26 protein-coding genes are annotated in these 23,570 nt (G+C 61.1%); 8 read left to right on the top strand and 18 right to left on the bottom strand.

Going from position 1 to position 23,570, the window contains the following annotated elements:
- Window positions 1–72: 72 nt before the first annotated feature.
- Together HX818_RS08235 and HX818_RS08230 are read right to left on the bottom strand one after the other, a co-directional pair.
- Window positions 73–1,482 carry an amino acid permease gene (locus HX818_RS08235; protein ID WP_102369195.1) on the bottom strand — a complete coding sequence of 470 codons (1,410 nt, stop codon included), beginning with the start codon at window positions 1,480–1,482 and terminating at the stop codon, window positions 73–75.
- A 77-nt stretch (window positions 1,483–1,559) separates the two neighbouring features.
- Window positions 1,560–2,594 carry a histone deacetylase family protein gene (locus HX818_RS08230; RefSeq protein ID WP_102369196.1) on the bottom strand — a complete coding sequence of 345 codons (1,035 nt, stop codon included), beginning with the start codon at window positions 2,592–2,594 and terminating at the stop codon, window positions 1,560–1,562.
- Window positions 2,595–2,712: 118 nt separating this feature from the next.
- Between HX818_RS08230 and HX818_RS08225 the strand changes: the two genes are divergently transcribed.
- Window positions 2,713–3,213 carry an Lrp/AsnC family transcriptional regulator gene (locus tag HX818_RS08225; protein ID WP_008436349.1) on the top strand — a complete coding sequence of 167 codons (501 nt, stop codon included), beginning with the start codon at window positions 2,713–2,715 and terminating at the stop codon, window positions 3,211–3,213.
- Between the two features lie 140 nt (window positions 3,214–3,353).
- Here HX818_RS08225 and HX818_RS08220 read toward each other — a convergent pair whose 3' ends face one another.
- A complete protein-coding gene (locus tag HX818_RS08220; protein WP_177019806.1) occupies window positions 3,354–4,391 on the bottom strand; it encodes an alpha/beta fold hydrolase in 1,038 nt (345 codons plus the stop codon).
- Between the two features lie 153 nt (window positions 4,392–4,544).
- On the opposite strand from HX818_RS08220, the gene HX818_RS08215 reads away from it, so the two are divergent.
- The 3 genes from HX818_RS08215 to HX818_RS08205 all read left to right on the top strand — a co-directional run bounded on the left by HX818_RS08215 (window position 4,545) and on the right by HX818_RS08205 (window position 7,112).
- Window positions 4,545–6,176 (top strand): sensor domain-containing diguanylate cyclase, encoded by a 1,632-nt coding sequence (locus tag HX818_RS08215; protein WP_177019805.1) that lies wholly within the window; start codon window positions 4,545–4,547, stop codon window positions 6,174–6,176.
- Between the two features lie 122 nt (window positions 6,177–6,298).
- Window positions 6,299–6,475 carry a hypothetical protein gene (locus HX818_RS08210; RefSeq protein ID WP_177019804.1) on the top strand — a complete coding sequence of 59 codons (177 nt, stop codon included), beginning with the start codon at window positions 6,299–6,301 and terminating at the stop codon, window positions 6,473–6,475.
- Window positions 6,476–6,491: 16 nt separating this feature from the next.
- Window positions 6,492–7,112 (top strand): LysE family translocator, encoded by a 621-nt coding sequence (locus tag HX818_RS08205; protein WP_177019803.1) that lies wholly within the window; start codon window positions 6,492–6,494, stop codon window positions 7,110–7,112.
- A gap of 2 nt (window positions 7,113–7,114) precedes the next feature.
- On the opposite strand, the gene HX818_RS08200 is transcribed toward HX818_RS08205, so the two are convergent.
- Window positions 7,115–7,819, bottom strand: coding sequence for a CerR family C-terminal domain-containing protein (locus tag HX818_RS08200; protein WP_177019802.1), 705 nt, complete (start codon window positions 7,817–7,819; stop codon window positions 7,115–7,117).
- A gap of 99 nt (window positions 7,820–7,918) precedes the next feature.
- On the opposite strand from HX818_RS08200, the gene HX818_RS08195 reads away from it, so the two are divergent.
- The 3 genes from HX818_RS08195 to HX818_RS08185 are packed head-to-tail and all read left to right on the top strand — an operon-like array spanning window position 7,919 to window position 12,022.
- The gene (locus tag HX818_RS08195) at window positions 7,919–9,031 is read left to right on the top strand and encodes an HlyD family secretion protein (protein WP_008436342.1); all 1,113 of its coding nucleotides are present in this window, start codon (window positions 7,919–7,921) and stop codon (window positions 9,029–9,031) included.
- Complete coding sequence (locus HX818_RS08190) at window positions 9,024–10,604, top strand: DHA2 family efflux MFS transporter permease subunit (RefSeq protein WP_177019801.1); 1,581 nt, start codon at window positions 9,024–9,026, stop codon at window positions 10,602–10,604. The genes HX818_RS08195 and HX818_RS08190 overlap by 8 nt, the downstream gene beginning before the upstream one ends.
- Complete coding sequence (locus tag HX818_RS08185) at window positions 10,601–12,022, top strand: efflux transporter outer membrane subunit (protein WP_177019800.1); 1,422 nt, start codon at window positions 10,601–10,603, stop codon at window positions 12,020–12,022. Before HX818_RS08190 ends, HX818_RS08185 begins: the two co-directional genes overlap by 4 nt.
- Before the next feature lie 155 nt (window positions 12,023–12,177).
- Here the strand turns inward: HX818_RS08185 and HX818_RS08180 are convergent, their stop codons facing one another.
- The 14 genes from HX818_RS08180 to HX818_RS08115 form a co-directional block, all read right to left on the bottom strand.
- Window positions 12,178–14,373: an OsmC domain/YcaO domain-containing protein gene (locus HX818_RS08180; protein WP_102369200.1), complete on the bottom strand. Its 2,196-nt coding sequence runs from the start codon at window positions 14,371–14,373 to the stop codon at window positions 12,178–12,180.
- A 101-nt stretch (window positions 14,374–14,474) separates the two neighbouring features.
- Window positions 14,475–15,269 carry an alpha/beta fold hydrolase gene (locus tag HX818_RS08175; RefSeq protein WP_177019799.1) on the bottom strand — a complete coding sequence of 265 codons (795 nt, stop codon included), beginning with the start codon at window positions 15,267–15,269 and terminating at the stop codon, window positions 14,475–14,477.
- 116 nt (window positions 15,270–15,385) lie between these two features.
- Window positions 15,386–15,700, bottom strand: a complete 315-nt coding sequence (locus HX818_RS08170; RefSeq protein ID WP_177019798.1) for a DUF2388 domain-containing protein — start codon at window positions 15,698–15,700, stop codon at window positions 15,386–15,388.
- On the bottom strand, window positions 15,697–16,242 hold the full coding sequence (locus HX818_RS08165; protein WP_371315702.1) for a hypothetical protein: 546 nt from the start codon (window positions 16,240–16,242) through the stop codon (window positions 15,697–15,699). The genes HX818_RS08170 and HX818_RS08165 overlap by 4 nt, the downstream gene beginning before the upstream one ends.
- Window positions 16,243–16,377: 135 nt before the next feature.
- Window positions 16,378–16,797 carry a hypothetical protein gene (locus HX818_RS08160; protein WP_008436331.1) on the bottom strand — a complete coding sequence of 140 codons (420 nt, stop codon included), beginning with the start codon at window positions 16,795–16,797 and terminating at the stop codon, window positions 16,378–16,380.
- Window positions 16,798–16,926: 129 nt separating this feature from the next.
- Window positions 16,927–17,709, bottom strand: a complete 783-nt coding sequence (locus HX818_RS08155; protein ID WP_177019797.1) for a glycoside hydrolase family 19 protein — start codon at window positions 17,707–17,709, stop codon at window positions 16,927–16,929.
- Between the two features lie 102 nt (window positions 17,710–17,811).
- Window positions 17,812–18,204, bottom strand: coding sequence for a hypothetical protein (locus tag HX818_RS08150; RefSeq protein WP_177019796.1), 393 nt, complete (start codon window positions 18,202–18,204; stop codon window positions 17,812–17,814).
- Window positions 18,205–18,230: 26 nt separating this feature from the next.
- On the bottom strand, window positions 18,231–18,446 hold the full coding sequence (locus HX818_RS08145) for a hypothetical protein (protein ID WP_238544246.1): 216 nt from the start codon (window positions 18,444–18,446) through the stop codon (window positions 18,231–18,233).
- Window positions 18,447–18,453: 7 nt separating this feature from the next.
- Window positions 18,454–18,756: a hypothetical protein gene (locus HX818_RS08140; protein ID WP_008436327.1), complete on the bottom strand. Its 303-nt coding sequence runs from the start codon at window positions 18,754–18,756 to the stop codon at window positions 18,454–18,456.
- Window positions 18,756–19,028 carry a hypothetical protein gene (locus HX818_RS08135; protein ID WP_008436326.1) on the bottom strand — a complete coding sequence of 91 codons (273 nt, stop codon included), beginning with the start codon at window positions 19,026–19,028 and terminating at the stop codon, window positions 18,756–18,758. Before HX818_RS08135 ends, HX818_RS08140 begins: the two co-directional genes overlap by 1 nt.
- Before the next feature lie 87 nt (window positions 19,029–19,115).
- The gene (locus HX818_RS08130; RefSeq protein ID WP_008436325.1) at window positions 19,116–19,730 is read right to left on the bottom strand and encodes a DUF2589 domain-containing protein; all 615 of its coding nucleotides are present in this window, start codon (window positions 19,728–19,730) and stop codon (window positions 19,116–19,118) included.
- Between the two features lie 19 nt (window positions 19,731–19,749).
- Window positions 19,750–20,247 (bottom strand): DUF2589 domain-containing protein, encoded by a 498-nt coding sequence (locus HX818_RS08125; RefSeq protein ID WP_008436324.1) that lies wholly within the window; start codon window positions 20,245–20,247, stop codon window positions 19,750–19,752.
- 188 nt (window positions 20,248–20,435) lie between these two features.
- A complete protein-coding gene (locus tag HX818_RS08120) occupies window positions 20,436–21,512 on the bottom strand; it encodes a helix-turn-helix domain-containing protein (protein ID WP_256346334.1) in 1,077 nt (358 codons plus the stop codon).
- A gap of 111 nt (window positions 21,513–21,623) precedes the next feature.
- Window positions 21,624–22,517, bottom strand: a complete 894-nt coding sequence (locus HX818_RS08115; RefSeq protein WP_177019795.1) for a LysR family transcriptional regulator — start codon at window positions 22,515–22,517, stop codon at window positions 21,624–21,626.
- 112 nt (window positions 22,518–22,629) lie between these two features.
- Here HX818_RS08115 and argC point away from each other — a divergent pair, with 112 nt between their 5' ends.
- The gene (gene argC, locus HX818_RS08110; protein WP_177019794.1) at window positions 22,630–23,562 is read left to right on the top strand and encodes an N-acetyl-gamma-glutamyl-phosphate reductase; all 933 of its coding nucleotides are present in this window, start codon (window positions 22,630–22,632) and stop codon (window positions 23,560–23,562) included.
- Window positions 23,563–23,570 lie beyond the last annotated feature (8 nt).

Raw genomic sequence — 23,570 nt, 5'->3', positions numbered from 1 at the left:
AAACCGTCATGAAAAGGCCGTACAAGCCGGCCTTTTTCGAGGGTTGAATGGCCTGCGGTTGTACGACAACCGCTACTGCGCCGTGCGCTGATCAGGCTGGAGTCGGTGGCGAAAATGCGAGAAATGGTAGGCAACCGCCAGCCACATAAACCATGCAGGCATCACGCAAAGGGCCAGGCGGGTATCTGGGCGAAGTGCCAGCAGGCAAAGTACGAACGCCAGGAAGCCAAGTGAAACCCACGCCAACGGCACGCCACCGGGCATTTTGTAGAGGGATTTTTCATGTAGCTCCGGGCACTTTTTCCGATAGGCGATGTAGGACGCCAGGATGGTCGACCAGGTAAAGATCACCAGGATCGCCGAAACGGTGGAGACGATGGTAAAGGCCGTCATCACTTCCGGGACTATAAACAGCAGCAACAAGCCCAGCAGCATCAGGAAGGTGGTAAACGCCAGGCTGATAAACGGCACGCTGTTTTTCGACAGTCGTCGGAATATCCCGGGTGCGTCTCCCAGGTCCGCCAGGCCGAACAACATGCGACTCGCCGAAAACACCCCGCTGTTGGCCGAAGAAGCCGCTGAGGTCAGTACCACGAAATTCACAATCCCGGCGGCGGCGGGAAAGCCGGCCACCAGGAACAGCTCGACAAAGGGGCTCTTGCTGGGCGACACCTGCTCCCAGGATGTCACCGCAATGATGCAGGCCAAGGCCAGCACGTAGAACAGGATGATCCGCAGCGGAATCGAGTTGATTGCCTTGGGCAGTGTCTTCTCCGGCGAACGGGTTTCGGCCGCCGCCGTGCCGATCAACTCGGTACCGGCAAACGAGAAGATCGCCATCTGGAACCCGGCAAAGAAGCCGAACACGCCATTGGGAAACGCCGCCTGTTTATCCAGCAAATGATTCAGGGAAGCCGTGACGCCGGTGGGCGACACAAACGAGCTGGCAATCAACACCACGCTCACACTGATCAGGGTCACCACGGCGATGATCTTGATGATCGCAAACCAGAACTCCACCTCGCCGAACAGCCGCACCGTCAGCACATTCAAGGCAAACAGGGTCAGCAGCATTGCAATCGCCGGTATCCAGGCCGGCACGTGCGGGAACCAGTACTGGAAAAAGCCCCCGACCACCACCGCATCCCCCACCACCGCCACGCTCCAGCTCAGCCAGTACGACCAGCCAAGAAAAAACGCCGCACGCGGCCCCAGGTAGGCACCGGCAAAGTCGGCGAAGCTCTTGAAGTTCAGGTTGGACAGCAGCAGCTCACCCATGGCGCGCATCACGAAATACACAAACAGCCCGATGATCATGTAGATCAGGATGATCGAGGTGCCGGACAGCGCGATGATCTTGCCCGACCCCATGAACAGGCCGGTGCCGATCGCACCGCCCATGGCCATCAGTTGGATATGGCGGTTGTTGAGGGTGCGTTGCAAAGCGGGCTTTTCAATCAGCCCGGGCACGGTTGTTTTCATCACAAAACCTCTTGTTATGTTTTTGAGTTTTGGCAGAAAAAAGTCAGGCGTTGTTTATTGTTGGAATGGCATCGGGGTCAGGCGTGTTTGTTCTCGAAACCGTGCAGCACGTTGACCGCGTTGATGCCGATTTCATCGACCATGTAGCCGCCTTCCATCACAAACAGCGTGGGCACGCCGACGCTGGCGATGATCTCGCCGATGCCGAGGAAGTCGCGGCTTTCCAGCAGGAAATGACTGATGGGATCGTCCTTGAAGGTGTCGACGCCGAGGGAAATCACCAGCACTTGCGGCGAGAACGTTCTGAGTTGATTGCAGGCGTCGAGCAACGCTTCTTTGTAGGTGCTCCACCCAGTGTTTTTCGCCAGCGGGTAGTTCAGGTTGAACCCCTCGCCCGCCCCGGCACCGCGCTCGGCACTGAAGCCCGAATAGTAGGGATACGACACGGACGGATCGCCATGCAGCGAGACGAACATCACGTCATTGCGGTTGTAGAAGATGTTCTGCGTGCCGTTGCCGTGGTGGAAATCCACGTCCAGCACCGCGACCCGTTTGGCGCCTTGGGTGATCGCCTGTTGCGCGGCAATGGCTGCGTTATTCAGGTAGCAATAACCGCCCATGTATTCCCGCGCCGCATGGTGGCCCGGTGGCCGGCACAGGGCGAAGGCGCTGTCGTGGCCTTCATCAATCAATGCCAGGCCGGTGAGCGCGATATCGGCGCTGGTCTTCACCGCTTCCCAGGTGGTGCTGGTGATCGGTGAACCGGCATCCATCGCGAAAAACCCGAGCTTGCCGTCGATGAATTCCGGCACCTGCTCATTGGCCAGGTCCCGCACCGGCCACACCAGCGGCAAGGCGTCATGGGCACGGCCAATCGCCGTCCATTCGGCCCAGGCAGTTTCCAGGAAGGACACGTAGCGTTCGCTGTGGGCATTGACGTAACAGGCCCGGTCGAACGTGCGCGGCACGATGATATCGCCCAGCCCAACGTGCTTGACCCGATCACGCACCGTGTCGGCGCGGCTGGGTTGTTCGAAGGACGGCTTGAGCACGCCATCCTTGAGTTCGGTGCCATGGTGCAAACGATGAGAGTCGCTGAAAACAGTCAACATGAAAGACATCCACCCGTGAAAGACAGGTGATTATTTTGTTCTGGCTGCGGTGGGCTTTCTTTGCTTTTACGTGCGCCGATGCTAGCGTAATCGGGATTTTTTACCCCAAAGAGCCGCCATGAAGAAAAATAAAACCAGACAGGTCGCACTTGACGACACCGATCTCGCCATCCTCGCCTTGCTGCAGGAAGACGCGAGTATTTCCAACGCCGAACTCAGCGAGCGGCTGTCATTGAGCCTCACTCCATGCTGGCGACGGCGCAAGCGGCTGGAGGAAGAAGGCGTGATCAAGGACTACCAGGCCAACCTCGATCGCAAGATGCTGGGCCTGGAGATCATGGCGTTTGTGCATGTGCGGTTTGCCGTGCATTCCGACCATACGCCAGAGGACTTTGAGGCCGTGATCAAGGAGCTGCCGCAGGTGCAGTCCTGCCACAAGATCACCGGGGATGCGGATTATCTGCTGCAGGTGCTGGCGGAGGATCTGGACGCCTACAGCGATTTTGTGGAGAGCGTGTTGCGGCGGCAGTTGGGGATTGCGTCGATTCAGTCGAGCCTGGCGTTGCGGGAGGTGAAGGCGACAAGTCGGGTGGCGATTCCGGGGCGGGTGGGGAAGTGATCCAATGCAAATACCATTGTGGCGAGGGAGCTTGCTCCCGTTGGACTGCGTAGCGGTCCTGTCGTTGGAGGCGCTTCGCACCCCCAGCGGGAGCAAGCTCCCTCGCCACAGGCTGTGTGTTGTCCGAAGACATCTGACGGCTAGTGCAGGGACTGCTGCAGGAACTCGCTGATCAGGCTGAGTACCTGCTGCTGGATCTGCGGCTTGGGACGAGCACCCTTGGCATCCAGGCAAATGAAGCCTTCGCCGGGGTCGCTCTGTTCAATCCGCTCCACCGCGCCCGGCTTGCAGAGGGGCAGGAAGCTGAAGTGCGTGGCGTCGCTGATTTCCACGTAGCGTGAAGTCTTCTGCGGCAGGCGCTTGGCCAAGTCGGCCGACTCGAGTGCGGCGGGCAATTCCGGCGACGGCGTGCCCGCCGCAATCACCAGCGTGGGGCGGTTCAGCGCCGCGAGGCTGGCATCGCTGAAGCCGCGGGCGAAGCCCAGGTCCAGCGAAACGATGGCCGCCACGCGCTTGTCGCTCAAGTCCTCGGCCAGGCGCTGTTTGGCCTGCTCCGTGCGACCCACCTCGATCAGGTCGTACGCTTTGCAAGGGGCAATCTCGGGATGCACTTTGCAATCCTCGGTGAAGCGCTGCGGGTCGAAGCGTGCGCCGCCAACTTCCATCGCGGTCCAGCCGCCGAGTGAGTGCCCCACTACCGCGATCCTGTGGTCGGCCACCGCGCCAAAACGCTTGGGCTGGGCAATCACGGCATCAATCACCCGATGGATATCCAGGGGCCGTTTCCACAGCTCGGAAGCGGCAGGCTGTGTGCGGTCCTTGCTGGTGGTGCCGGGGTGGTTGGGCGAGGCGACGATGTAACCCTGCCCGGCCAACGCACTGGCGAGCCACGATTGGTTGATCCAGTTGCCAAAGATGCCGTGGGAGATCACCACCAACGGATGCTCGCCGGCGGCCGGTGCGGCGTCCTTCAAGGCCGGCGCGCCGTAGAAAACCGGATTGTCGGCGATCAGTTGTGGCGTGCCGGTGGCATCGGTCGGGTACCACACCGCCACCTGCAACGGTCTGCCGTGTTCAGCGTCGGGAATCACCATTTCCTGGAACCCGGTCCTCACCTCACTGGCCTGAGCCAGCCCGGTGACAACCATCAACAACAGCGCAGCACACAGCGTTTTCATCCTTGAGTTCCCTAAGTGGCTAAGCGCCATATTCTGGCATGCCCGTCATGGGAAAGCAGGTGGGAAATCAATGTGCGTATAAACCTTCAGGCTATGGCAACTATCCGAATGGTACGACTACCATGTAGTCACACTCCTTTCAGATAGCCCCCAATGATCAAAGCCAGCCTGCGTAGTCACCTGACCCTCTGGTTTGCCGGTTTGTCGCTGCTCACCCTGGTGAGCGTAGGGTTCTACGTTGGGCACATCGCTACCGAGCAACTGAAACTGGCCAGTGGCAATACCTTGTTGAGCACTGCCCGCTCCACCGCCGCGCTATTGGCGGTGCAGCTGCGTGAACGCCAGCTCGAAGTGTCGCTGCTCAGCCGCGCACCGCTGTTCAGACGGGGCAACCTGGACGATCCGGACATACTGACCTCCATGGAACAGCGCACCCAGTCCCGCACCGAGTACGCATGGATGGGCGTCGCCGACACCGACGGGCGTGTGCGCCAGGCGGTGAATGGGCTGCTGGTCAACCAATCCGTAACGGCACGGCCCTGGTTCCAGGCGGGTTTGCAGGGCAACTACACCGGCGATCCCCACGAGGCGGTACTGCTTGCCAAGCTGCTGCCGGGCTCCAACGGTGAGCCCTGGCGCTTCATCGACTTTGCCGCACCGATTCGCAATGCCGGGGGCCAGGTGATCGGCGTACTGGGGGCTCACGCCCACTGGACGTGGGTGACACAAATTGTCGAAGCGGCCAAAGGCAATACGCCGGACATCGAGGCGCTGATCATCGACAACGACGGCAAGGTGCTCTACCCGGAACAACTGGCCGGCCAGCAACTGCCCCAGGACCGCCTGGCCAATGACACCGGCTGGTCGGTCGACAACGGCTACGTGACCAGCGCCGTGGCGGTGCCCAGCCCGTCGAATTCCAGCCTGACCTGGTACATCGTGATGCGCCAGCCGCTGGAAATCGCCCTGCACCCTGCCCGCGTATTGCTCTACAAACTGCTGCTGTTGGGCGTCATTGCCGCGGTGATTTTCGGCCTCGTGGCGTATTACCTGGCGTCGTACCTCAGCCGGCCCATCGAAGAACTCGCGCGTTCAGCCAAGCAGGTCCAAAACCAACAGCCTGGCGCGTATTTCCCTCAAGACCATTTCGTACTGGAAATCGCCCAGCTCGGGCGCTCCATCAAGGGCATGACCCAATCGCTGCTTGGCAAAGAGCGCGAACTGCAGGACACCAATGCGTCCCTGGAAGCCACCGTCGCCCAGCGTACTGCCGCCCTCACCCAGGCCAATGCCGAGCTGTTGAACCTGGCCAGCCATGACGCCCTGACCGGCGTCTACAACCGTCGGCGCTTCGATGAAAAACTGGCGGAGTACAGCCTGCTGTTCCAGCGCAGCGGGCGCGCATTTGCCTTGCTGCTGATCGACGTTGATCATTTCAAGCGGATCAACGATACCCATGGGCATGCCGTCGGGGACGATGTACTGCGCCAGCTCGCGCAGTTGATTCAGGACGCCACCCGCGCCACTGACTTCGTCGCCCGTTACGGCGGTGAAGAGTTTGCGGTGCTGTTGCCGGAAATCGAAGCGCCGGACAGCCCGGATGTGGTGGCCGAGAAGATTCGCGCGGCAATTGCCGGAGCGTATTTCGAGACCGCTGGGCAGGTCACGGTGAGTATTGGCGTCGGGCTCGTTGAAGCGTCGGACAGCGACACCACAGTGCTGATCAAGCGTGCGGATCAGCAGTTGTATCGGGCCAAGTCGTCGGGGCGCAATCGCGTGGCGTGACGGTGTAATGCGTCATGAGCCTTTCCAGAAAGCCACAACGCTCTTGATTAAATATCGACAGCCGCGCGCCCATGACCGTAATCTGCCCCACGAACGATGAACACAACGTATGCAGGTCATCAATGGCTGAGGTGCTGGACCGTTTCGACCAATGGCTGGCTCGGTTCGGCAAGCGTTACGTTCATCTGGACTCGGGAGATGACGATTTCCAGGGCTTTATCATCGATGCTGAACAGGTCGCGGCAACCATCGAACTGGCGCGTGTCGCCGGTATCAATGCCAGTCTTGAGAGTTTCTGATTTCAGGTAAATATCCATGTCCATCACCGACAACCTGCTCGCCTTCACCTTCGCCGCCACGTTGCTCACGTTGACGCCCGGACTGGACACGGCCCTGGTATTGCGCACTGCAACGGTGGAGGGCAAGCAACAAGCCTTGCGCGCCACCCTGGGTATCAATGCCGGCTGCCTGCTGTGGGGTGCAGCGGTGGCCTTTGGGCTGGGCGCGTTGATTGCCGTGTCCGAGGTGGCCTTCAACGTCTTGAAGTACTGCGGCGCGGCTTACCTGGCGTGGCTGGGCTTGAACATGCTGCTGCGTCCGCGCAGTTCGCTGGCGTCCGTCGAGGCCGATGGAAAGCCCGGCGCCAACTGGTTCCTGAAAGGCATGATGGGCAACGTCCTCAACCCCAAGATCGGGATTTTCTACGTGTCTTTCCTGCCGCAGTTCATTCCCCAGGGGCATCCGCTGGTGGCGTGGACGTTCGGGCTGGTGAGCATCCACGTGGTGATCAGCCTGGCCTGGTCACTGATACTGATCGGTGCCACGCAGCCATTGGCCGGCATGCTGCGGCGTGAAAAGGTGATCAAGTGGATGGACCGCACCACCGGCATGATATTCGTGCTGTTCGCGGCCCGGCTGGCCTTCAGCAAGCGCTGAAGTCAGCGCCGGTCCCGATGCCGTACCAGGCCTTCCAGGGTAAACCGCGCCTGCATCAGCACCACATCCCGCACCAGTTCCATTTCCTTCTGGCTCACTTCGGTCCAGTTCAAGGCGGAGAGCAGCTTGGGTTTCTGCACCCGAAACGCCAGGCCCTGGGTGAACAGCGCCATCGAGTGGATCACCGTGCGCTCGTCGTCAACGGCAAGGCCGGCAACGCGCGCGATCAGCAGGCGGATCACGTTGGCGATGCGCGCCTTGAAGCGTTCCTCGAACGCCATGGTCGCGCTTTCAGGGCAGAGCCCGGCTTGATGGCGATCAAGAAACGCTCGCCACGCGGTGGTCTGGGGACTGTCCTGGATCGTTGAAACCACCGCGCCGAGAATGCCCAGTGAGGCTTCGATCAACCTCTGATCGTCGACCCCGGGATCGGCCAGCGCACCTTCTGCGGCTTCAACGGTGGGCGCCATCTTCTGCCACAACAGCGCGATCAAGTGCTCGACGCATTCCAGGTACACGCCTTCCTTGCCATCGAAGTAGTACTGGATCGCGGGCGCATTGACGCCGGCAGCATTCGCGATGTCTCGCGTGGACGCGCCGTCGTAGCCACGCTCGCCAAATACCTCGACAGCCGCCTCGATAATGCGTGCGCGGGTTTCTTCACCCCGCTGATAACCCCCTTCGGCGGCCGGTTTGTGTCGTGCCATGTGCCACTCCATTTTTTTAACGTATCCAAAATATACCAGTTGACAAAAATTCGCGAAAAAACGAATTTATTCCAACTGATATAAAACTGGAGTGACTTGATGTCCGCTGCACCTCCCTCTCCTCAGGTCATTCCTGAAACCACCGTCAACGGCCAACGTGGCAAAGCCCGACGGATTCTACTGTCACTCGCCGGCGTGGCGCTGTTGGCCGGGCTGGCGTGGGGCGCCTGGTGGTGGCTCACCGGGCGCTTTATCGAGACCACCGACGACGCCTATCTGCAAGCCGACAGCATCAGCGTGGCGCCGAAAATCAACGGCTACGTCGCCGAGGTGCTGGTGGCCGACAACCAGAACGTGAAGCGTGGCGACGTGCTGGTGCGCCTGGATGCGCGCAAATACCAGGCAGTCAGTGACGAAGCCTCGGCGACGATTGCGGCCCGCGAGGCTGACTTTGCCAAGGCCCAGGCCGACCTGGTACAACAGGACTCGACCATCGCCGAAGCACGGGCCCAACTGCAAGGCGCCCAGGCCGACGCCCAGCACGCGCAAACCGAAGTCGCACGTTATGCGCCGCTGGCGCGTTCCGGGGCCGAGCCGGAAGAACGCCTGGCGCAGCTCAACAACCAGCTCGCCCAGGCCCGCAGCACCGTGGCCGCCAAGCAGGCCGCGTTGCGCTCCAGCCAGACCCGCTACGGCACCCTCGAAGCCCAGCTCAAGCAAGCCCAGGCGCAACTCGGCGTGGCCAAGGCCAGCGAAGCCCAGAGCCAGCTGGACGTGGACGACGCGGTGATTCGCAGCCCGCTCGATGGCCGCGTCGCTGATCGCGGTGTACGCGTCGGCCAATACGTGCAGCCAGGCACACGCTTGTTGACCGTGGTGCCGGTGAGCGCGATCTACCTGACCGCCAACTACAAGGAAACCCAGATCGGCGAGATGCGCGCCGGGCAGACCGTCACCGTGCATGTGGACGCACTGCCAGGCCATGATATTCAGGGCCATATCGACAGCCTGTCCCCCGGCACCGGCGCACAGTTCGCGTTGCTGCCGCCGTCCAACGCCACCGGCAACTTCACCAAGATCGTGCAGCGCGTGCCGGTGCGGATTTCCCTGGATGTACCGGATGACGACGTGCGCCAGGCACTGGTGCCCGGCTTGTCCGCCACCGTGGAAGTCGACACCCGCACCCACAAGGCAGACGCCAACCATGGCTGAAGCCATCTTGACCGAAGTGCCCGCGGACAAACCGCGCAACGCTTCGCTGACCGACTGGATCGCAGTCGCCGCCGGCTCGCTGGGCGCCTTGCTGGCGACTCTGGACATCTCGATCACCAACTCGGCGCTGCCGCAGATCCAGGGCCAGATCGGCGCGACCGGTACCGAGGGCACGTGGATCGCCACCGGTTACCTGATGTCGGAAATCGTCATGATTCCCCTCGCCGCCTGGCTGACCCGGGTATTCGGCCTGCGCCGGTTCCTGATCGGCACCGCGTTGATGTTCACGTTTTTCTCGATGTTCTGCGGGCTCTCCTCAAGCCTCGGCGCGATGATCGCCGGGCGTATCGGCCAGGGTTTTGCCGGCGGCGCGATGATCCCGACCGCGCAGACCATCGTGCGCACCCGCCTGCCTGCCCATCAGTTGGCAATCGGCACCACGATGTTCGGCATGACGGTGATCCTCGGTCCGCTGCTGGGCCCGGTGATTGGCGGATGGCTCACGGAAAATATCAACTGGCGCTGGTGCTTCTTCATCAACCTGCCCGTCAGCATCACCTTGATCACCTTGCTGATCACCGGCCTGCCCAGCGACCGCATGAACCTCCAGCAATTCATCAAGGCCGACTGGCTGGGCATCATTGGCCTGGCCATGGGCCTGAGTTCACTCACCGTGGTGCTGGAAGAAGGCCAGCGCGAACACTGGTTCGACTCGCAGTTGATCATCTGGTTGAGCATCACGATGGTCATCGGCTTTTTCCTGATTGCCGTCGGGCAACTCCGCTCGAGTACGCCGATCCTGCGCCTGCAACTGGTGCTCAACCGCAGCTTTGGCAGCGTGCTGCTGATCGCCACGGCGGTCGGCGCCGGGCTGTATGGCACGGCGTACCTGGTGCCGCAGTTCCTCGGCATCCTGTCGGGCTATAACGCGCAACAGTCGGGTTCGATCATGTTGCTGTCGGGGATTCCGGCGTTCCTGCTGATGCCGATACTGCCGCGAATGCTTGGCCGCCTGGACCTGCGGATGATGGTCGGCGTGGGTTTGTTGATGTACTGGGCCAGCTGTTTTCTCGACACCCAGCTCACCGCCCAGAGTGTCGGCCATGATTTCTACGGGTCGCAGATCCTGCGGGGCTTTGGGCAGATCCTGGTGATGATGCCCCTCAGCCAACTGTCGATGCGCTCGGTGGAAACCCGCGATGCGGGTGACGCGGCCGGGCTCTACAACATGTCACGCAACCTCGGCGGTACCTTGGGGCTGGCGCTGCTCGGCGTACTGATGGACCGGCGCAGCCACTTCCACGACGATATGTTGCGCGAAGGCATCCAGGCCAACACCCAGCTGACCCAGGATCAAATGGCGAGCGATACCGCCAGCTACCTGGCGCAAACCGGCGACCCGTCCACCGCCTCGCTGCAGGCCCTCAGTCATCTGGCCAACGACATCGCCCAACAAGCGGCGGTGATGGCCTACAACGACGCGTTCTACGTGCTGGGACTCGCCATGCTGGCGTGCCTTCCCCTGATCTTCATCCTGAAAAAGCGCGCGGCGCAGGCAGGCCAACGAACATGATTTATCGCTCACTTCCCTTGCTCTTCACCGTCGGCCTGCTGACGGCGTGTACCGTGGGGCCGGACTACCAAGGCGCGCCGGATGCCTCGCCAAAGACCCTCGCGGCCGGGCGCTTGCCCCACGCCGACATAGGCCTGCCGCGCACACCGGCGGTCGCCCAGTGGTGGCAAGCCCTGGGCGATCCGCAGCTCAACCAATTGGTGGCCCAGGCCCTGCAAAACAGCCCGGACATGGCGACCGCCCAGGCGCGCCTCAAGCAATCGCGAGCCAGCCTGAGTGGCGCCAACGCCAACGCCCTGCCCAAGATCACCGGCGATGCAGCGATGCTGAAGCTGCGCTCCCCCGACACCTCGGCGCTGGGTGGCAGCAGTGGCGGTGGTCGCGGGCCATTGAGCCTGTACCTCGCCGGCTTTGATGCCAGCTGGGAGGCCGACCTGTTCGGCGGCACCCGGCGTGCAATCGAGGCGGCCCAGGCGGAAAACGACGCCTCGCAGGCGCAACTGGCCGATGCCCAGGTGCAACTGGCAGCCGAGGTGGTGCAGACCTATGCCGACGTGCGTGACCAGCAGGCGCGACTGGCGCTGGTGGACGCCAGTGTCGAGATTGAGGAACAGGCGCTGGACCTGACCCAGCAGCGACGCAGCCGTGGCGTGGCCTCGCAGTTACAGCTGGAGCAGGTCCTGACACAGGCCGAAAACACCCGGGCCCAACGCCTGCCGCTGCAAGCGTCAATCGTCGAAGCGATTGACCATTTGAACCTGCTCTGCGGCCTGGAACCGGGCGAGTTGGACGCGAGCCTCAACACTCCCCGCGCCCTGCCCGCTATCCCTAGCCAAGTGCCATTTGCCGACCCGGCGGCGATCCTGAAAGCACGCCCGGATATCCGGGTGGCCGAGCGCCAACTGGCTTCCAGCAACGCGCAGATCGGCGAGAAAACCGCCGACTGGTTTCCCAAGCTCAGCCTGATGGGCGACTTGTCGTTCTCGGCGGCCGATCCCGGGCACCTGGCGCGCAAGGACAGCGGCACCTGGCTGCTGTTGCCGCGGCTGACCTGGAACGCATTGGATTTCGGCCGGGTGGCGGCCAGTGTCAAAGGTGCGGAAGCCGGGCGCGACGAGGCCCTGGCCCATTACAAAAGCGTGGTGTTGAGTGCGTTGCGTGATGCGGATGTGGCCCTGGCGCGGTATGGCAACCAGCGGCAGAACGTGGTGCTGCTGCGTAACGTGGAATCTTCGGCAGTACGGGCTGCGGACCTGACGCGCCAGCGTTATAAGGCAGGTACGGCGAGCACGCTGGATTGGCTGGACGCGGAGCGTACGCGGTACCAGGCGCAGGAAAGCCGGATTTCCGGGGATGCGCTGTTGCTCAAGGACTTTGCGTCATTGCACAAGGCGCTGGGGTTGGGATGGACGTTGTGACAAATAACCCGAGTGACCACTGACCTGTGGCGAGGGGGCTTGTCCCCCGTTGGGCTGCGCAGCGGCCCCAAAAAAGAGGGACTGCTACGCAGTCCAACGGGGGACAAGCCCCCTCGCCACAACAAGCCCTCTCACCACAGGTACGGTGTCAGCTTTTAATTGGCCGTATTGGCCCGCGCCGCGTGCAGCTTCTTGTAGCTGTCGATCAACCGCAGGTGCCGGTCCAGCCCTTCCAGCTTCATGCTCGTCGGCGTCAAACCATAGAACCGCACACTGCCATTCACCGACCCAATCGCCGCGTCCATCCGCTCGTTGCCAAACATCCGGCGGAAATTCACTTCGTAGTCCGCCAGTTCCAGGTCTTCGTCCAGCTCCATCTCCAGCACCGCATTCACGGCCTGATAGAACAAGCCGCGCTCGACGGTGTTGTCGTTGTACTGCTGGAACATCTCCACCAGTTCCTTGGCTTCTTCAAACTGCTGCAGGGCCAGATAAATCAGCAGCTTCAGTTCCAGGATGGTCAGTTGACCCCACGCCGTATTGTCATCGAACTCGATGCCGATCAAGGTGGTGATGTCGGTGTAGTCGTCCAGTTCGCTTTCCACCAGGCGCTCAACCAACCCCTTCAATTCCGCTTCGTCGAGGCGATGCAGGTTCAGGATGTCCTCGCGGAAAAAAAGCGCCTTGTTGGTGTTGTCCCAGATCAGGTCGTCGATCGGGTAGATCTCCGAATAGTCGGGCACCAGGATGCGGCAGGCGGTCGCGCCGATGTGCTCGTACACCGCCATGTAGACTTCCTTGCCCATGCCTTCGAGGATGCCGAACAACGTGGAGGCTTCCTCGGCATTGGAGTTTTCACCCTGGCCGGAGAAGTCCCATTCGACGAACTCGTAATCCGACTTCGAGCTGAAGAAGCGCCACGACACCACACCGCTGGAGTCGATGAAGTGCTCGACAAAGTTGTTCGGTTCGGTCACCGCATGGCCTTCAAACGTCGGCTGCGGCAGATCGTTCAGGCCTTCAAAGCTGCGGCCTTGCAGCAGTTCGGTGAGGCTGCGTTCCAACGCCACTTCCAGGCTTGGGTGCGCGCCGAACGAGGCGAATACGCCGCCGGTGCGCGGGTTCATCAACGTCACGCACATCACCGGGAATTCACCGCCCAGGGACGCATCCTTCACCAGTACCGGAAAGCCCTGGGCTTCCAGGCCCTGGATACCGGCCAGGATACCGGGGAATTTCGCCAGCACTTCCTGCGGTACATCCGGCAGCGCGAATTCACCTTCGATGATTTCGCGTTTTACCGCGCGTTCGAAGATTTCCGACAGGCACTGCACCTGCGCTTCAGCCAGGGTGTTACCGGCACTCATGCCGTTGCTGAGGTACAGGTTCTCGATCAGGTTGGACGGGAAATACACCACCTCGCCATCGGACTGGCGCACGAACGGCAGCGAAACAATGCCGCGTTCCTCGTTGCCGGAGTTGGTGTCATAGAGGTGTGAGCCGCGCAGCTCGCCGTCACGGTTGTAGATGTGCAGGCAATGCGCGTCGAGTATCTCCGGTGGCAGTTCGTCCTTGCGGCCCGGCTTGAACCAGCGCTCGTCCGGGTAATGCACAAACGCCGCGTTGGCGATGTCTTCACCCCAGAACTGGTCGTTGTAGAAGAAGTTGCAGTTCAGCCGCTCGATAAACTCGCCCAATGCCGACGCCAATGCGCCTTCCTTGGTCGCGCCCTTGCCGTTGGTAAAGCACATCGGCGAGTGCGCGTCGCGGATATGCAGCGACCATACGTTGGGCACGATATTGCGCCACGAAGCGATCTCGATCTTCATGCCCAGGCCCGCCAGAATGGCCGACATGTTGGCGATGGTTGTTTCCAGCGGCAGGTCCTTGCCCGCGATGTAGGTGCCCGCGTCGGACGCCGCGCTCGGCATCAGCAATGCCTGGGCATCGGCATCCAGGTTTTCCACTTCCTCGATGACAAACTCCGGCCCGGCCTGCACGACTTTTTTCACGGTGCAGCGGTCGATGGAACGCAGGATGCCCTGGCGGTCTTTATCGGAGATGTCCGCCGGCAATTCGACCTGGATCTTGAAGATCTGGTTGTAGCGGTTTTCCGGGTCGACAATGTTGTTCTGGGACAGGCGAATATTGTCGGTAGGGATGTTGCGGGTTTCGCAGTACAACTTCACAAAGTAAGCCGCACACAACGCCGACGACGCCAGGAAGTAATCGAACGGACCGGGGGCCGAGCCATCGCCCTTGTAGCGAATAGGCTGGTCGGCCACCACGGTGAAGTCGTCGAACTTGGCTTCAAGTCGAAGGTTGTCGAGAAAATTGACCTTGATTTCCATGCGGGATTACCAGAATAGCGAGCAAAATATGGCCGCCATTATCCGGGTTTCGAGGCGTAAGTCTTGTGCTTTCGGGCCTGGCCGATCGTTGGCGATGGGTATCAGCCGTGTTGAAAGTCCGCAATCTGCTGCCACATCGCGATCGGGTTGGAGTACATCGGGAAGTGCCCGCACCGGGCAATCGGCGCCAACCGCACGCCTTGCGCCTGGATATGCGCCAGGTACGACAAATGGGCATTCTGCTCGCCGTACATGAACATGCGCGGGCATTCCAGGCCGAGGAACTTGCCCATCAAGTCGGCGTTATCCGACAGTTCGACCATCGACTGGAAGATCCCCCGCACCGCCCCGGCACGCACCTTGTGCCGCAGGCTCGCCGAATACAGCGCGCTGGCGTAGGCCGGTGCCTGCCGGGTGCGCTCGATAAAGGCGCTGAAAAACGCCTCGGGATCATCCGCCGGGTAGTCGACGATCTGCCGGCTGAGAAAGCAGTCTTCCGGGGCGATATTGCCTTCGATATCGACAAAGCTCAGCACCCGGCCCGGCAACCGGTGCGCCACCATCAGCGCGGTAAGCCCGCCCATGGAGTGGCCTACCAGATGGAAGCGCTCGATGTTGAAATGCTCCAGCACCTGCAAGGCGGTTTGCAGCAGGAACGGGATGGAGATCTTCGACAGGTCATCGCAATGGCTCTCACCGCAACCCGGGGCGTCATAAGCCAAAAATGGATGACCGTCGAAGGCAGGTTGCTGGACGATGTCGGCGTAGTCTTCCTTGGTCGAGCCAAAGCCATGCAGGAACACGATTGGCGCCAGGGTACCCGCGCGGTGGATCGCGGCGATGTTCAACGGTACGCCGTCGACGGTCATGGGGAGCTGGGTATGGATGAATGGCATAGTGAAGACTCCCTGAAGAAACCGGATCAGCGGCTCAAAAAACCGCTAATGTCGACGGCATTCAGCTTTCTGTAAATTCCTGATCCAAGAAGGTATTCATAGCCTGATCGTATGCATCACTGAATTACCGCCACCGCCTCGGCAAACTGCGCATCGCTGACATCAGCGTTACCGCCAGCGCTGCGAAAACTCAGCAGCGCCTGTTCGAAATACGCGCCACGAATCTCGCCGTCGGACCCTACAAACGCCAATGCGTCATTCTTGGCCGAAAGAAAGCTGCCCGGGCGCGTCGTCAGTTCCGACGTCAGCAAGGTGAAGGTGGAGAACCTCAGGCATGACCAGCCCAGCGGATCGTCGGCAAAGGAGATGCCGTCTTTGGCCTGGGCGGAGGTGGTGACGAGCAAGGCAAAGATGAGCGCGAAGATTCTCAACGATCAGCCGCCAGTTCACAGACAGCCGTGCCCTTTATACCCGAGGCTTGCATGCTGACGTACCGCACGGAAAAGCCGGGGTGCGTCACCGTTTTCTTTTCAGACCATGGCCCACCACTGGCGACCTGGTAGCTGATGGAGCCATCGGCGGCCCAAGCCAGGCGCAGTGAGTAGACCCCGTTGTGATCGGGAGTGGTCAGGACCAGGCTATCAGTGACCCGCTGTGCCTTGTTGAACAGCCGCAGTTGGAAAGCCCGTTGGTCGTCGGTACCTAGCGGGTAGCTGGAGAGAAACAGGATATTGTCCTGGGCATCGTCCTCGCCCGCTCCGAGAATGACCGAAGACACCCATTCCTCACCGAGATTGTTTTTTTCAGTGGTCACGTTGCAGGTCAACTGCCCGTGATTTCCGACTTTCTGCTTGAGGTAGTTGCCGTAATAACCGTGTGGCACATTGAACTTCAGCGTTTGCACAGGCCCGGTGCTGCAGCCGAACAGCAAGCTCAATAGCGATAGCCCGATCACTCCTTGAAAAACCTTCACACGCGCTTCCTTCCTTGAAATGGCTGATGACATCGGAGCGCAAGGCTAACCGTCTTGCCGGATGTGTACAACATCGCCAAGTACCTGGACCATGGTCCTGCCGTGTTCCAATGGAAACACGGCAGGGTTGTTGGCTTACGCCGTGGCCTCACGATGACGGCTCAAGTCGACAGCCATATCGGTATCACCTTCGCATCCGAACAGGCGCAGGTTTGGAAGCCCGGCGCTAATCAGCGGGCGTACGTTCTGGGCGAAGGCATAACCGTTACAGATATCGAAGTACAAGCTGCCGCTCCACCCTCCCGGCGGGTTGGCCAGCAATGCGTCAGCGAACTGACGAGGGGTGAAGTCGGTGAAGTTGACCCCTTCTTCGCCGAAGGCTTGCGGGGAGCCGTGCGCGGTGATGACCAGGACATCGCCATTGCGCAAGCGCCCGAGTGTCTGCGGCAGGGCGGCGCGGCGGCAGCCGCTGTAGCGATAATCAGCGCGAAAATTACGCGCGGCGGCGGTTAGCTGGCTGTCATCACGGCACCAGCAAAGCAGGGTTGTGCTCATGGTCTTGCTCCTTGCATGAGGTTGCGAACATTGAGAGAGGTTGCGTTCACATCTATTCCCCTTTTAAAGGGGATGGCGCGGTTGCGCCCTTCTCCCGCGCCTCGCAGCGCAGGAAGGCCTTAAACGGGGTTAATTCATCAGCAGCCACTTGGCTCGCTCGAGGTAGGCCATTCGATCGGCAAGGCCATTGGCGCCGCCGTTGATGAGTCGCGTGACCTCCTTCACATTGTCGGCATCGGCCTGGTCGTTGAGGTTCCTGCTGGACCAGAACCAGCCCGCAACGTCTACCGACAGGTAGGGGTCTGTGCCCACCTGCCCAGGCGCATCAGTGCCCTCGAAATCCCGGTGGCAGGCCAGGGCGTACTGGCGATAGTTGGCACGGCCCGTGAGCTGGATCAGCCCCCTGCCCTTGAACAGCTTTCCATCGCCTGGCTTCGTATTGCCAAGGTCTTTGCGCCCTTCGTAAGCAGCACCAGAAGCGATTTCTTCGGTGTAAACCAGGCAGCCACTTTCGTGGGCGATCTGCGCCAGGAAATGTGCAATGCGCAGCGGTGTATTGATCTTGTAGCGATTGAGCACATCGACAATCGGCTGGAAAAACTCGGCAACGCGCGAGGCGCTGGCGGTGGTCATGATGATGCGCAACTTTTCTACCGTCAGGCCTGGTGGCAGCCCCCTGCGCAGCGCCGCCATTGTCTGGTCACACGGCGCTACCAGAGCCCCCGGAGTAACCCCTGCACCTTGCTGGAAAGCCTTCAGCGCCCCACGGGAGCCGCTCCCCCACGCCCCATCAGTGGCTAGGTTGCAGACCAGGCCATGTTGGCCGCTGTTGAGGTTGAGCAGAAACTGAAGGCTGCGTACATCTGCCGGAATATTCTTGCCGCTGTCGCCGACTGTATTGCTAATGCACATGGTTTGCTCCTTGCTGCAGGCACACGTTTCCCGTCAGGCGACGGGAAACGTGCCTTGCATCAGTGTGTTCTGAAGGTGGAACTCAGGAAGCGGGCGTTGTCGCTACTTGCCCGGGGGATCGAGCTTGACGGTGTAGAGGGGGCTCTCTTCACCGCGTTTAAACAACTCAATGACGACAGCACCACCAGCGCCGCGTCTGTGCAGATAACCATTTTCCAGTGGCGCACAACGGCCCTTTGCCGGCCCGCCCAAGGCGTAGAGATCTACTTTCTGCTCATCCGTCGTGACGAAATTGAGCGTGAGATTGCAAGCCCAGCTGCCTGCGACGCGCAGATCTCCAGCCGGGGCAGACGGTGTGGCGCTGGGGAGCGTCAGGGCAACCCGAACATAGTTGTTACCGTCGAGGATGGTCCCCGCCAATTGTTCATCGGCAGAAGCCGGCAGGATGCCTGCCAGCAACATCGCGCCAGCGAACAGGGATGCTGTTTTTTTCATTTTGACTCTCCTTGTTAAGTGACTGTCTAGAACCACAACGCCAACAAACGACTCGCCAGCTGCACAATCTCCCTCGCCAAATCGGGCTTGACCATCCCGAGCACCACCACCGCGAACAGGAAGGCAACACCCAGCCCGCATAACACGCGCTTGCGCATCAACATGCCCGCTGGCGGCTCGACGTTTGGCTTGATGATGCCTCGCAATGTCTTCGTCTCCTGTTCAGACAGGGTCAACAACATCGAACGGTCAGCGCGCCTCTTCATCGCCATGCCCCCGGTAGCGCCCAAGCAGGTTGCCATCGAGGCGAACGGTGATCGCTTCAGCCCCATCGCCCGGCACCTCGATACACAGTTCATGAGCGGTTGCCTTACCCCGCGGTGCACGCCCGATCCGCAGCGCCAGCGCCCCGCATGCAACCCGCTCCACCGTGGCGGCCACAACCACCTCCATGCCTGCCACGTAAGTACCCGGCCACAATCGACTGGAGGCCACCTGCGCCAGGTGCATTTCGCCGCCCAATGCCCGGATAAACTCCTCCAGGCGGATCATCACGACTGCCCTTCGTCATCGGGCAGCCAATACGGCTTGCGGGCAAAACCCAGGTGGTAGATAAGGGCCTGCAATACCACCTGGTGCTCGCCAATATTGAGCAGCGTGAAATTCTTTTCGATGCCGACAATCCGCCCCTTGGGGGTTTCGGTCAGGCAGCGATTGAGCAGCGCGGCTTGTGCCTGCACCACCGCTTCGGGAGTCAGCTTTTCCGGATCGGTACTGCCGACCACGATGCGCTTTACGTATCCCACGTCCGTCAGGTCGAACATGATGGGTCTCCTTTCCGGAAAAGCCTGACGACCAGCGCCGGGTTAATCCCCTATAGCCGCTGGCTGTTAAGCACTAGCGATGCCGGCTTACGCCGCCGCCTGGGTGATCGCCTTGGGCGCGACGGACTGGGCGATCATGTCGAGCACCCGGGCCAGGCCTTCAGGCATGCCGTCGTCACTGGCATGCACCTCGACGTGGTACTTGGCCGACTGGTCGCTTGATCGGGTGTTTTCCTTGTGAGAAGACACCGAGCCCGAGATGTTCACCTTGGCGCTGAACGGGCCCCAGCCGATCTTCGCCTCGGCCGACAACGCCGCTGCGGAGTCGCTGGACTCGCGGGATTGCTCGGAGTTTTTAACCTCCATGTCGAAGCTGATGTCGACCTTGTTAATGGACAAGTTCGGCACCTTCACCACGGCCAGAAGCGGCACTTCCAGCTCCACCGTTTCCATCGGGTTGGCCCCGCCCGTGCCCGGGTTGGTCTGTGAAGGTCGATCGAAACGGAACATCACTGTTCGCACGCCACCGACCGCGTTGGGATCGTCGTCGGTCGCGGGCGGCAGAAAGCCAATCACCTTGATGAAATCAGCGGTGGCATTGGCCAGGCGTACCTGGGCATCGCAAGCGGCGGTCAGGGGACCGCCGATCAAGTCACCCATGGGAAGGCCGCGGAATTGGTCACCCATCGAGAAGTTAGGCATAAGTCATCTCCATTTGTACTCAGATCAATTTATCGAGGTTTTGAACCAGCCGAGCCATCCCCTCGGACGAGGGTTGGGTTTCGACTCTGAGGGTGACGCGCGCGAGTGGCCCGCCTTCCCCATTACGGCGAGCGCCAAGATCGACGCTCAAAGGCTTGTGGGATTCAGTCGGCCATGGGGAATCGGCATCGCCTGAGTCAGGCGCTTCGCTTTGCACAGGGCTCAGTGCACCACTCTCATCCGCGTTGAGGCCAACCTCGAAAGAGATTTCCATGTCCTTCACGGCGAGCAGTCGTGAGCCTACGAGGGAAAGCAGCGGCACGGAGACCACGCGTTCCTCACCTTCCAGTGCGCCGGGGGAAGTGGATGGCAACCGGACCTCGATACTGACCGGCCGGTTATCTTCATCGAAATACTGGCGCACCGTGGACACCTGGAAACGCTGGATCTTGTCCTGCGCCTCGGCGACGGCCCCGGCGATGCTCTGGATGAGAAGGTGCAGAGATTGGTTCGCCACGTGAGACGCTCCTTGTCAGATGCCAGTGCCAATGCAGAGTGCTGTGCCTGGCAACGCCACTTGCTGATGGGTTGGTTGGTGAGTCGAGGTTAGGCCTGGAGTCCCGGTGCTGTCTGTGGACGTGCGTCCCGAAAACCTGGATGCTCGTCCCAAAAAAAGGCCGTTCGGTTAAACGGCCTCTGGCGGATTCAGCTGCTGATCAATTCCCGGACCCACTTCGCGAGCCCGGGCACGTCGCCAGCGTGTGGCACCAAGTGAGAAAAACCCGGCAGATCGCCGCGCTGCATGGCGGTTTTGGCAGCCCGTGGCGACAGGCCGAAGACCTTGCGAAACAGCCGGCTGAAATGCGCTTCATCGGCGAAGCCGTGGTCGTAGGCGAGGTCAGATATGCGCCGGGCGGCATTACCCGGGTCACCGAGTGCGAACAGGCACCGGCGCAGGCGACGTTGCTGGACGTAGTGGCGCACACCGCCAAATTTTTCAAACTCGCGGTACAGCTGGCTGCGCGAAACGCCCAGCTCCTTGGCAAGCGCACCCGGGGTGAGGTCATCGCGCTGCAGATTCTGCTCGATGTAAAGGCGTACCCTGCGGCCAAGATGGGCGGGGCCGGAACGCGGCGCCGCGGCTGTGCGGGCTGCTACCTGAGCCAGGCAAGCCGCGACCATGCCGAGTATGGGCAGCGTGAGCCTGAACGCCTCGTCCAGTGAAAGCTTCGGCACAACGAACGCCAATGAAGACAACAGTTGCGCCAGCAGTGCACCGGATGCGCTCTCCCGACGCAGCACCAGGCCATGCAACTGGTCCATGTCATACAGCAAGGGCGACAACGCCGTACGCGGAATCAGCAGGCTAACGCCCTCACCCTGCGCCATGGAAAAATCCGCCGGTTGCGACAGATCAAGCACCACCACATCCAGCCGGCGCACCCGCAAACCGTCGCCGCACACCAGGCCTCTGTGCAAGGGCAGATGAAGCAGGTAGTGATCGAGGTCACACCATTTCAATCGTGCCCGGTCCCGGCAGTAGCGGGCGCCATCCAGGCGACCACTGCAAAACAGAAAGCGGTTGAAATGGTAAACCGTCATTGAGGCTGAAAAATCATGAGTTTCGAGAGCGGTTGCATCAAACAGGAGTTCGATGGTCTGTCGCCAAATCAGGAAGCCTTGATTGCCGGGAGAGCCCAGCGTTGTACTGTGGAAACTCGGAATTGCTGTGAAACCCTGTCCTTCGTTGTCGCTAGAACCCTTAGCAGAATAAAACTCCATCGTACCGACCCATCCATAGTTGAGTCGGTAAAGGGCTTAGAAGGGGAATCGGGAAGTCGCCACTAATTTGGCATCACGCTCATAGAAATAAAATCCCATAGTCGGGCCCTGTCAATCCGTATGACCGGCGCTCAAACCCCACAACACATCCAGCACGTGCTGCGTCGGCCGTTCGACGTTTCCGGCACGATGCGCGATACCCAACTGGCGCCACAACAACGGCTGCAATGGCCGCATCACAATCCGGCTGTCGGTCAACGGCGTGGACGCTTCATGGGGCAACAACGTCGCGCCATAACCGGCGGCCACCAGGCTTTTGATCGCATCGTTGTAGTTCAGTTGAATACGCGGTGTGGGCTGCAATCCTTCACTGGCAAACCATTCGGCGGTCAGGCGCGAAAGCCGAGTGGTGTTGTCATTCAGGATTAACGGCTGGGCAGCCAGCCAGGCGGGTGTTACCACCTCGGGGCATTCCCGGCGCGCCGGCAAAAACGCCATGACCGGGTCGCGCCGCCAGGGCTCGATCCGCAAGCCCTTCACCGGTGCCTGGGGCAGCGCCACCAGGCCGATCTCCAGGGCGCCCTCGGCCAGCTTCTTCAATGTGTCCTGCGACGTGAGCACCGCCACCTGCACATCAATGGCGGGATGATGTTGGCTCAAGGTTTCCAGGGCTTGCGGCAGCAACTGTGCGATGGCTCCGGTTGAGGCTCCCAGACGCACCCGCCCCGCCAGCCCCTGCACCTGTCGCTCCACGTCTTCAAGCGCCTGCTCGGCATCCGCCAACAAGCGGCGGGCGCGCTCCACCAGGGTTTCGCCAATCGCTGAAGGCTGCACCCGCCCACGGGTACGCGATAGCAGCTTGCCGCCCACTCGCGCCTCCAGGTCGGCGATGTGCAGGCTGACGGTGGGTGGCGCCAGGTTAAGCATGCGGGCGGCCTCGGCGAACGAACCGAGGTCGGCAATCGCCACCAACGTACGCAGGCGGTCCAGGCTGATTTCGCGCATGGGTCAATCCTCGTTCATAAAAACTGAACTTCATCGTTTGGAAATTCAACTTTTCCTATCCTAGCGGCTCTCCGAAGATTGGAACACCTGATTTCCACTGCGAGTGCATCCCATGGCAAACCCTCTTGTATTCATCGACGGCGACCAAGGCACCACCGGGCTGCAGATCCATCAACGCCTGCGCGACCGCACCGATCTGCAACTGATCACCCTCAGCCCTGAACACCGCAAGGACCCGCAGCAGCGCGCCGAGATGATCAACGCCTGCGACATCGCGATTCTCTGCCTGCCCGACGACGCCGCACGGGACGCAGTCGCCAGCATCCACAATCCGGCCGTGCGGGTGATCGACACGAGTTCGGCACACCGCACTCATCCCGACTGGACCTACGGTTTCGCCGAGATGAACCCGCAACAGGCACAACGCATTGCCACGGCGCAGCGGGTGAGCAATCCCGGTTGCTATCCCACCGGCGCGATTGGTCTGTTGCGCCCGTTGCTTGAGGCCGGGCTGCTGCCCGGGGACTACCCGACGACCATTCATGCGGTCTCGGGCTATTCCGGCAAGGGCCGCGCCGGGGTGCAGGAACATGAGGGCACCGACGCCTCGCAGGCGCCCGCGTTCCTGGTGTATGGGCTGGGAATGGCACACAAGCATGTGCCGGAGATTCAGCAGCAAAGCGGGCTGACGGAAAGGCCGACCTTTGTGCCGGCCTACGGGGCTTTTCGCCAGGGGATCGTATTGACCATCCCCCTGCAACTTCGGTTATTGGCGCCGGGTGTGAATGGCTCGCGGTTGCATGACTGTTTGACTCAGCACTACCGCGATACGAATCACGTCCAGGTGCTGTCGATGCAGGCCGCCAAGGAGCTGACCTACCTTGACCCTCAAGCGCTGAACGGCACGGACGATGTGCGCCTGATCGTGTGTGAAAACCACGAGACGGGCCAGGTCCTGCTGGCGGCGATATTCGACAACCTCGGCAAGGGCGCCGCAGGTGCCGCCGTGCAAAACCTGGATTTGATGATCAGGGCAAAACAATAGCCGGCGCC

This window comes from Pseudomonas sp. F9001, assembly GCF_013385435.1.
Classification (GTDB): domain Bacteria; phylum Pseudomonadota; class Gammaproteobacteria; order Pseudomonadales; family Pseudomonadaceae; genus Aquipseudomonas.
This window is presented reverse-complemented; position numbering and strand designations above follow the sequence as displayed.

Bases quoted from the DNA above. Each gene is read 5' to 3' on its own strand.
- HX818_RS08225 (WP_008436349.1), top strand. From the start codon at position 2,713: ATGAAGAAAAATAAAACCAGACAGGTCGCACTTGACGACACCGATCTC.
- HX818_RS08115 (WP_177019795.1), bottom strand. From the start codon at position 22,517: ATGCGCGAAATCAGCCTGGACCGCCTGCGTACGTTGGTGGCGATTGCC.
- HX818_RS08190 (WP_177019801.1), top strand. From the start codon at position 9,024: ATGGCTGAAGCCATCTTGACCGAAGTGCCCGCGGACAAACCGCGCAAC.
- HX818_RS08150 (WP_177019796.1), bottom strand. From the start codon at position 18,204: ATGAAAAAAACAGCATCCCTGTTCGCTGGCGCGATGTTGCTGGCAGGC.
- HX818_RS08210 (WP_177019804.1), top strand. From the start codon at position 6,299: ATGGCTGAGGTGCTGGACCGTTTCGACCAATGGCTGGCTCGGTTCGGC.
- HX818_RS08160 (WP_008436331.1), bottom strand. From the start codon at position 16,797: ATGAGCACAACCCTGCTTTGCTGGTGCCGTGATGACAGCCAGCTAACC.
- HX818_RS08235 (WP_102369195.1), bottom strand. From the start codon at position 1,482: ATGAAAACAACCGTGCCCGGGCTGATTGAAAAGCCCGCTTTGCAACGC.
- HX818_RS08215 (WP_177019805.1), top strand. From the start codon at position 4,545: ATGATCAAAGCCAGCCTGCGTAGTCACCTGACCCTCTGGTTTGCCGGT.
- HX818_RS08200 (WP_177019802.1), bottom strand. From the start codon at position 7,819: ATGGCACGACACAAACCGGCCGCCGAAGGGGGTTATCAGCGGGGTGAA.
- HX818_RS08205 (WP_177019803.1), top strand. From the start codon at position 6,492: ATGTCCATCACCGACAACCTGCTCGCCTTCACCTTCGCCGCCACGTTG.
- HX818_RS08175 (WP_177019799.1), bottom strand. From the start codon at position 15,269: ATGCCATTCATCCATACCCAGCTCCCCATGACCGTCGACGGCGTACCG.
- HX818_RS08145 (WP_238544246.1), bottom strand. From the start codon at position 18,446: ATGTTGTTGACCCTGTCTGAACAGGAGACGAAGACATTGCGAGGCATC.
- HX818_RS08140 (WP_008436327.1), bottom strand. From the start codon at position 18,756: ATGATCCGCCTGGAGGAGTTTATCCGGGCATTGGGCGGCGAAATGCAC.
- HX818_RS08135 (WP_008436326.1), bottom strand. From the start codon at position 19,028: ATGTTCGACCTGACGGACGTGGGATACGTAAAGCGCATCGTGGTCGGC.
- HX818_RS08195 (WP_008436342.1), top strand. From the start codon at position 7,919: ATGTCCGCTGCACCTCCCTCTCCTCAGGTCATTCCTGAAACCACCGTC.
- HX818_RS08230 (WP_102369196.1), bottom strand. From the start codon at position 2,594: ATGTTGACTGTTTTCAGCGACTCTCATCGTTTGCACCATGGCACCGAA.
- HX818_RS08220 (WP_177019806.1), bottom strand. From the start codon at position 4,391: ATGAAAACGCTGTGTGCTGCGCTGTTGTTGATGGTTGTCACCGGGCTG.
- HX818_RS08120 (WP_256346334.1), bottom strand. From the start codon at position 21,512: ATGGAGTTTTATTCTGCTAAGGGTTCTAGCGACAACGAAGGACAGGGT.
- HX818_RS08130 (WP_008436325.1), bottom strand. From the start codon at position 19,730: ATGCCTAACTTCTCGATGGGTGACCAATTCCGCGGCCTTCCCATGGGT.
- HX818_RS08155 (WP_177019797.1), bottom strand. From the start codon at position 17,709: ATGTGCATTAGCAATACAGTCGGCGACAGCGGCAAGAATATTCCGGCA.
- HX818_RS08180 (WP_102369200.1), bottom strand. From the start codon at position 14,373: ATGGAAATCAAGGTCAATTTTCTCGACAACCTTCGACTTGAAGCCAAG.
- HX818_RS08185 (WP_177019800.1), top strand. From the start codon at position 10,601: ATGATTTATCGCTCACTTCCCTTGCTCTTCACCGTCGGCCTGCTGACG.
- argC (WP_177019794.1), top strand. From the start codon at position 22,630: ATGGCAAACCCTCTTGTATTCATCGACGGCGACCAAGGCACCACCGGG.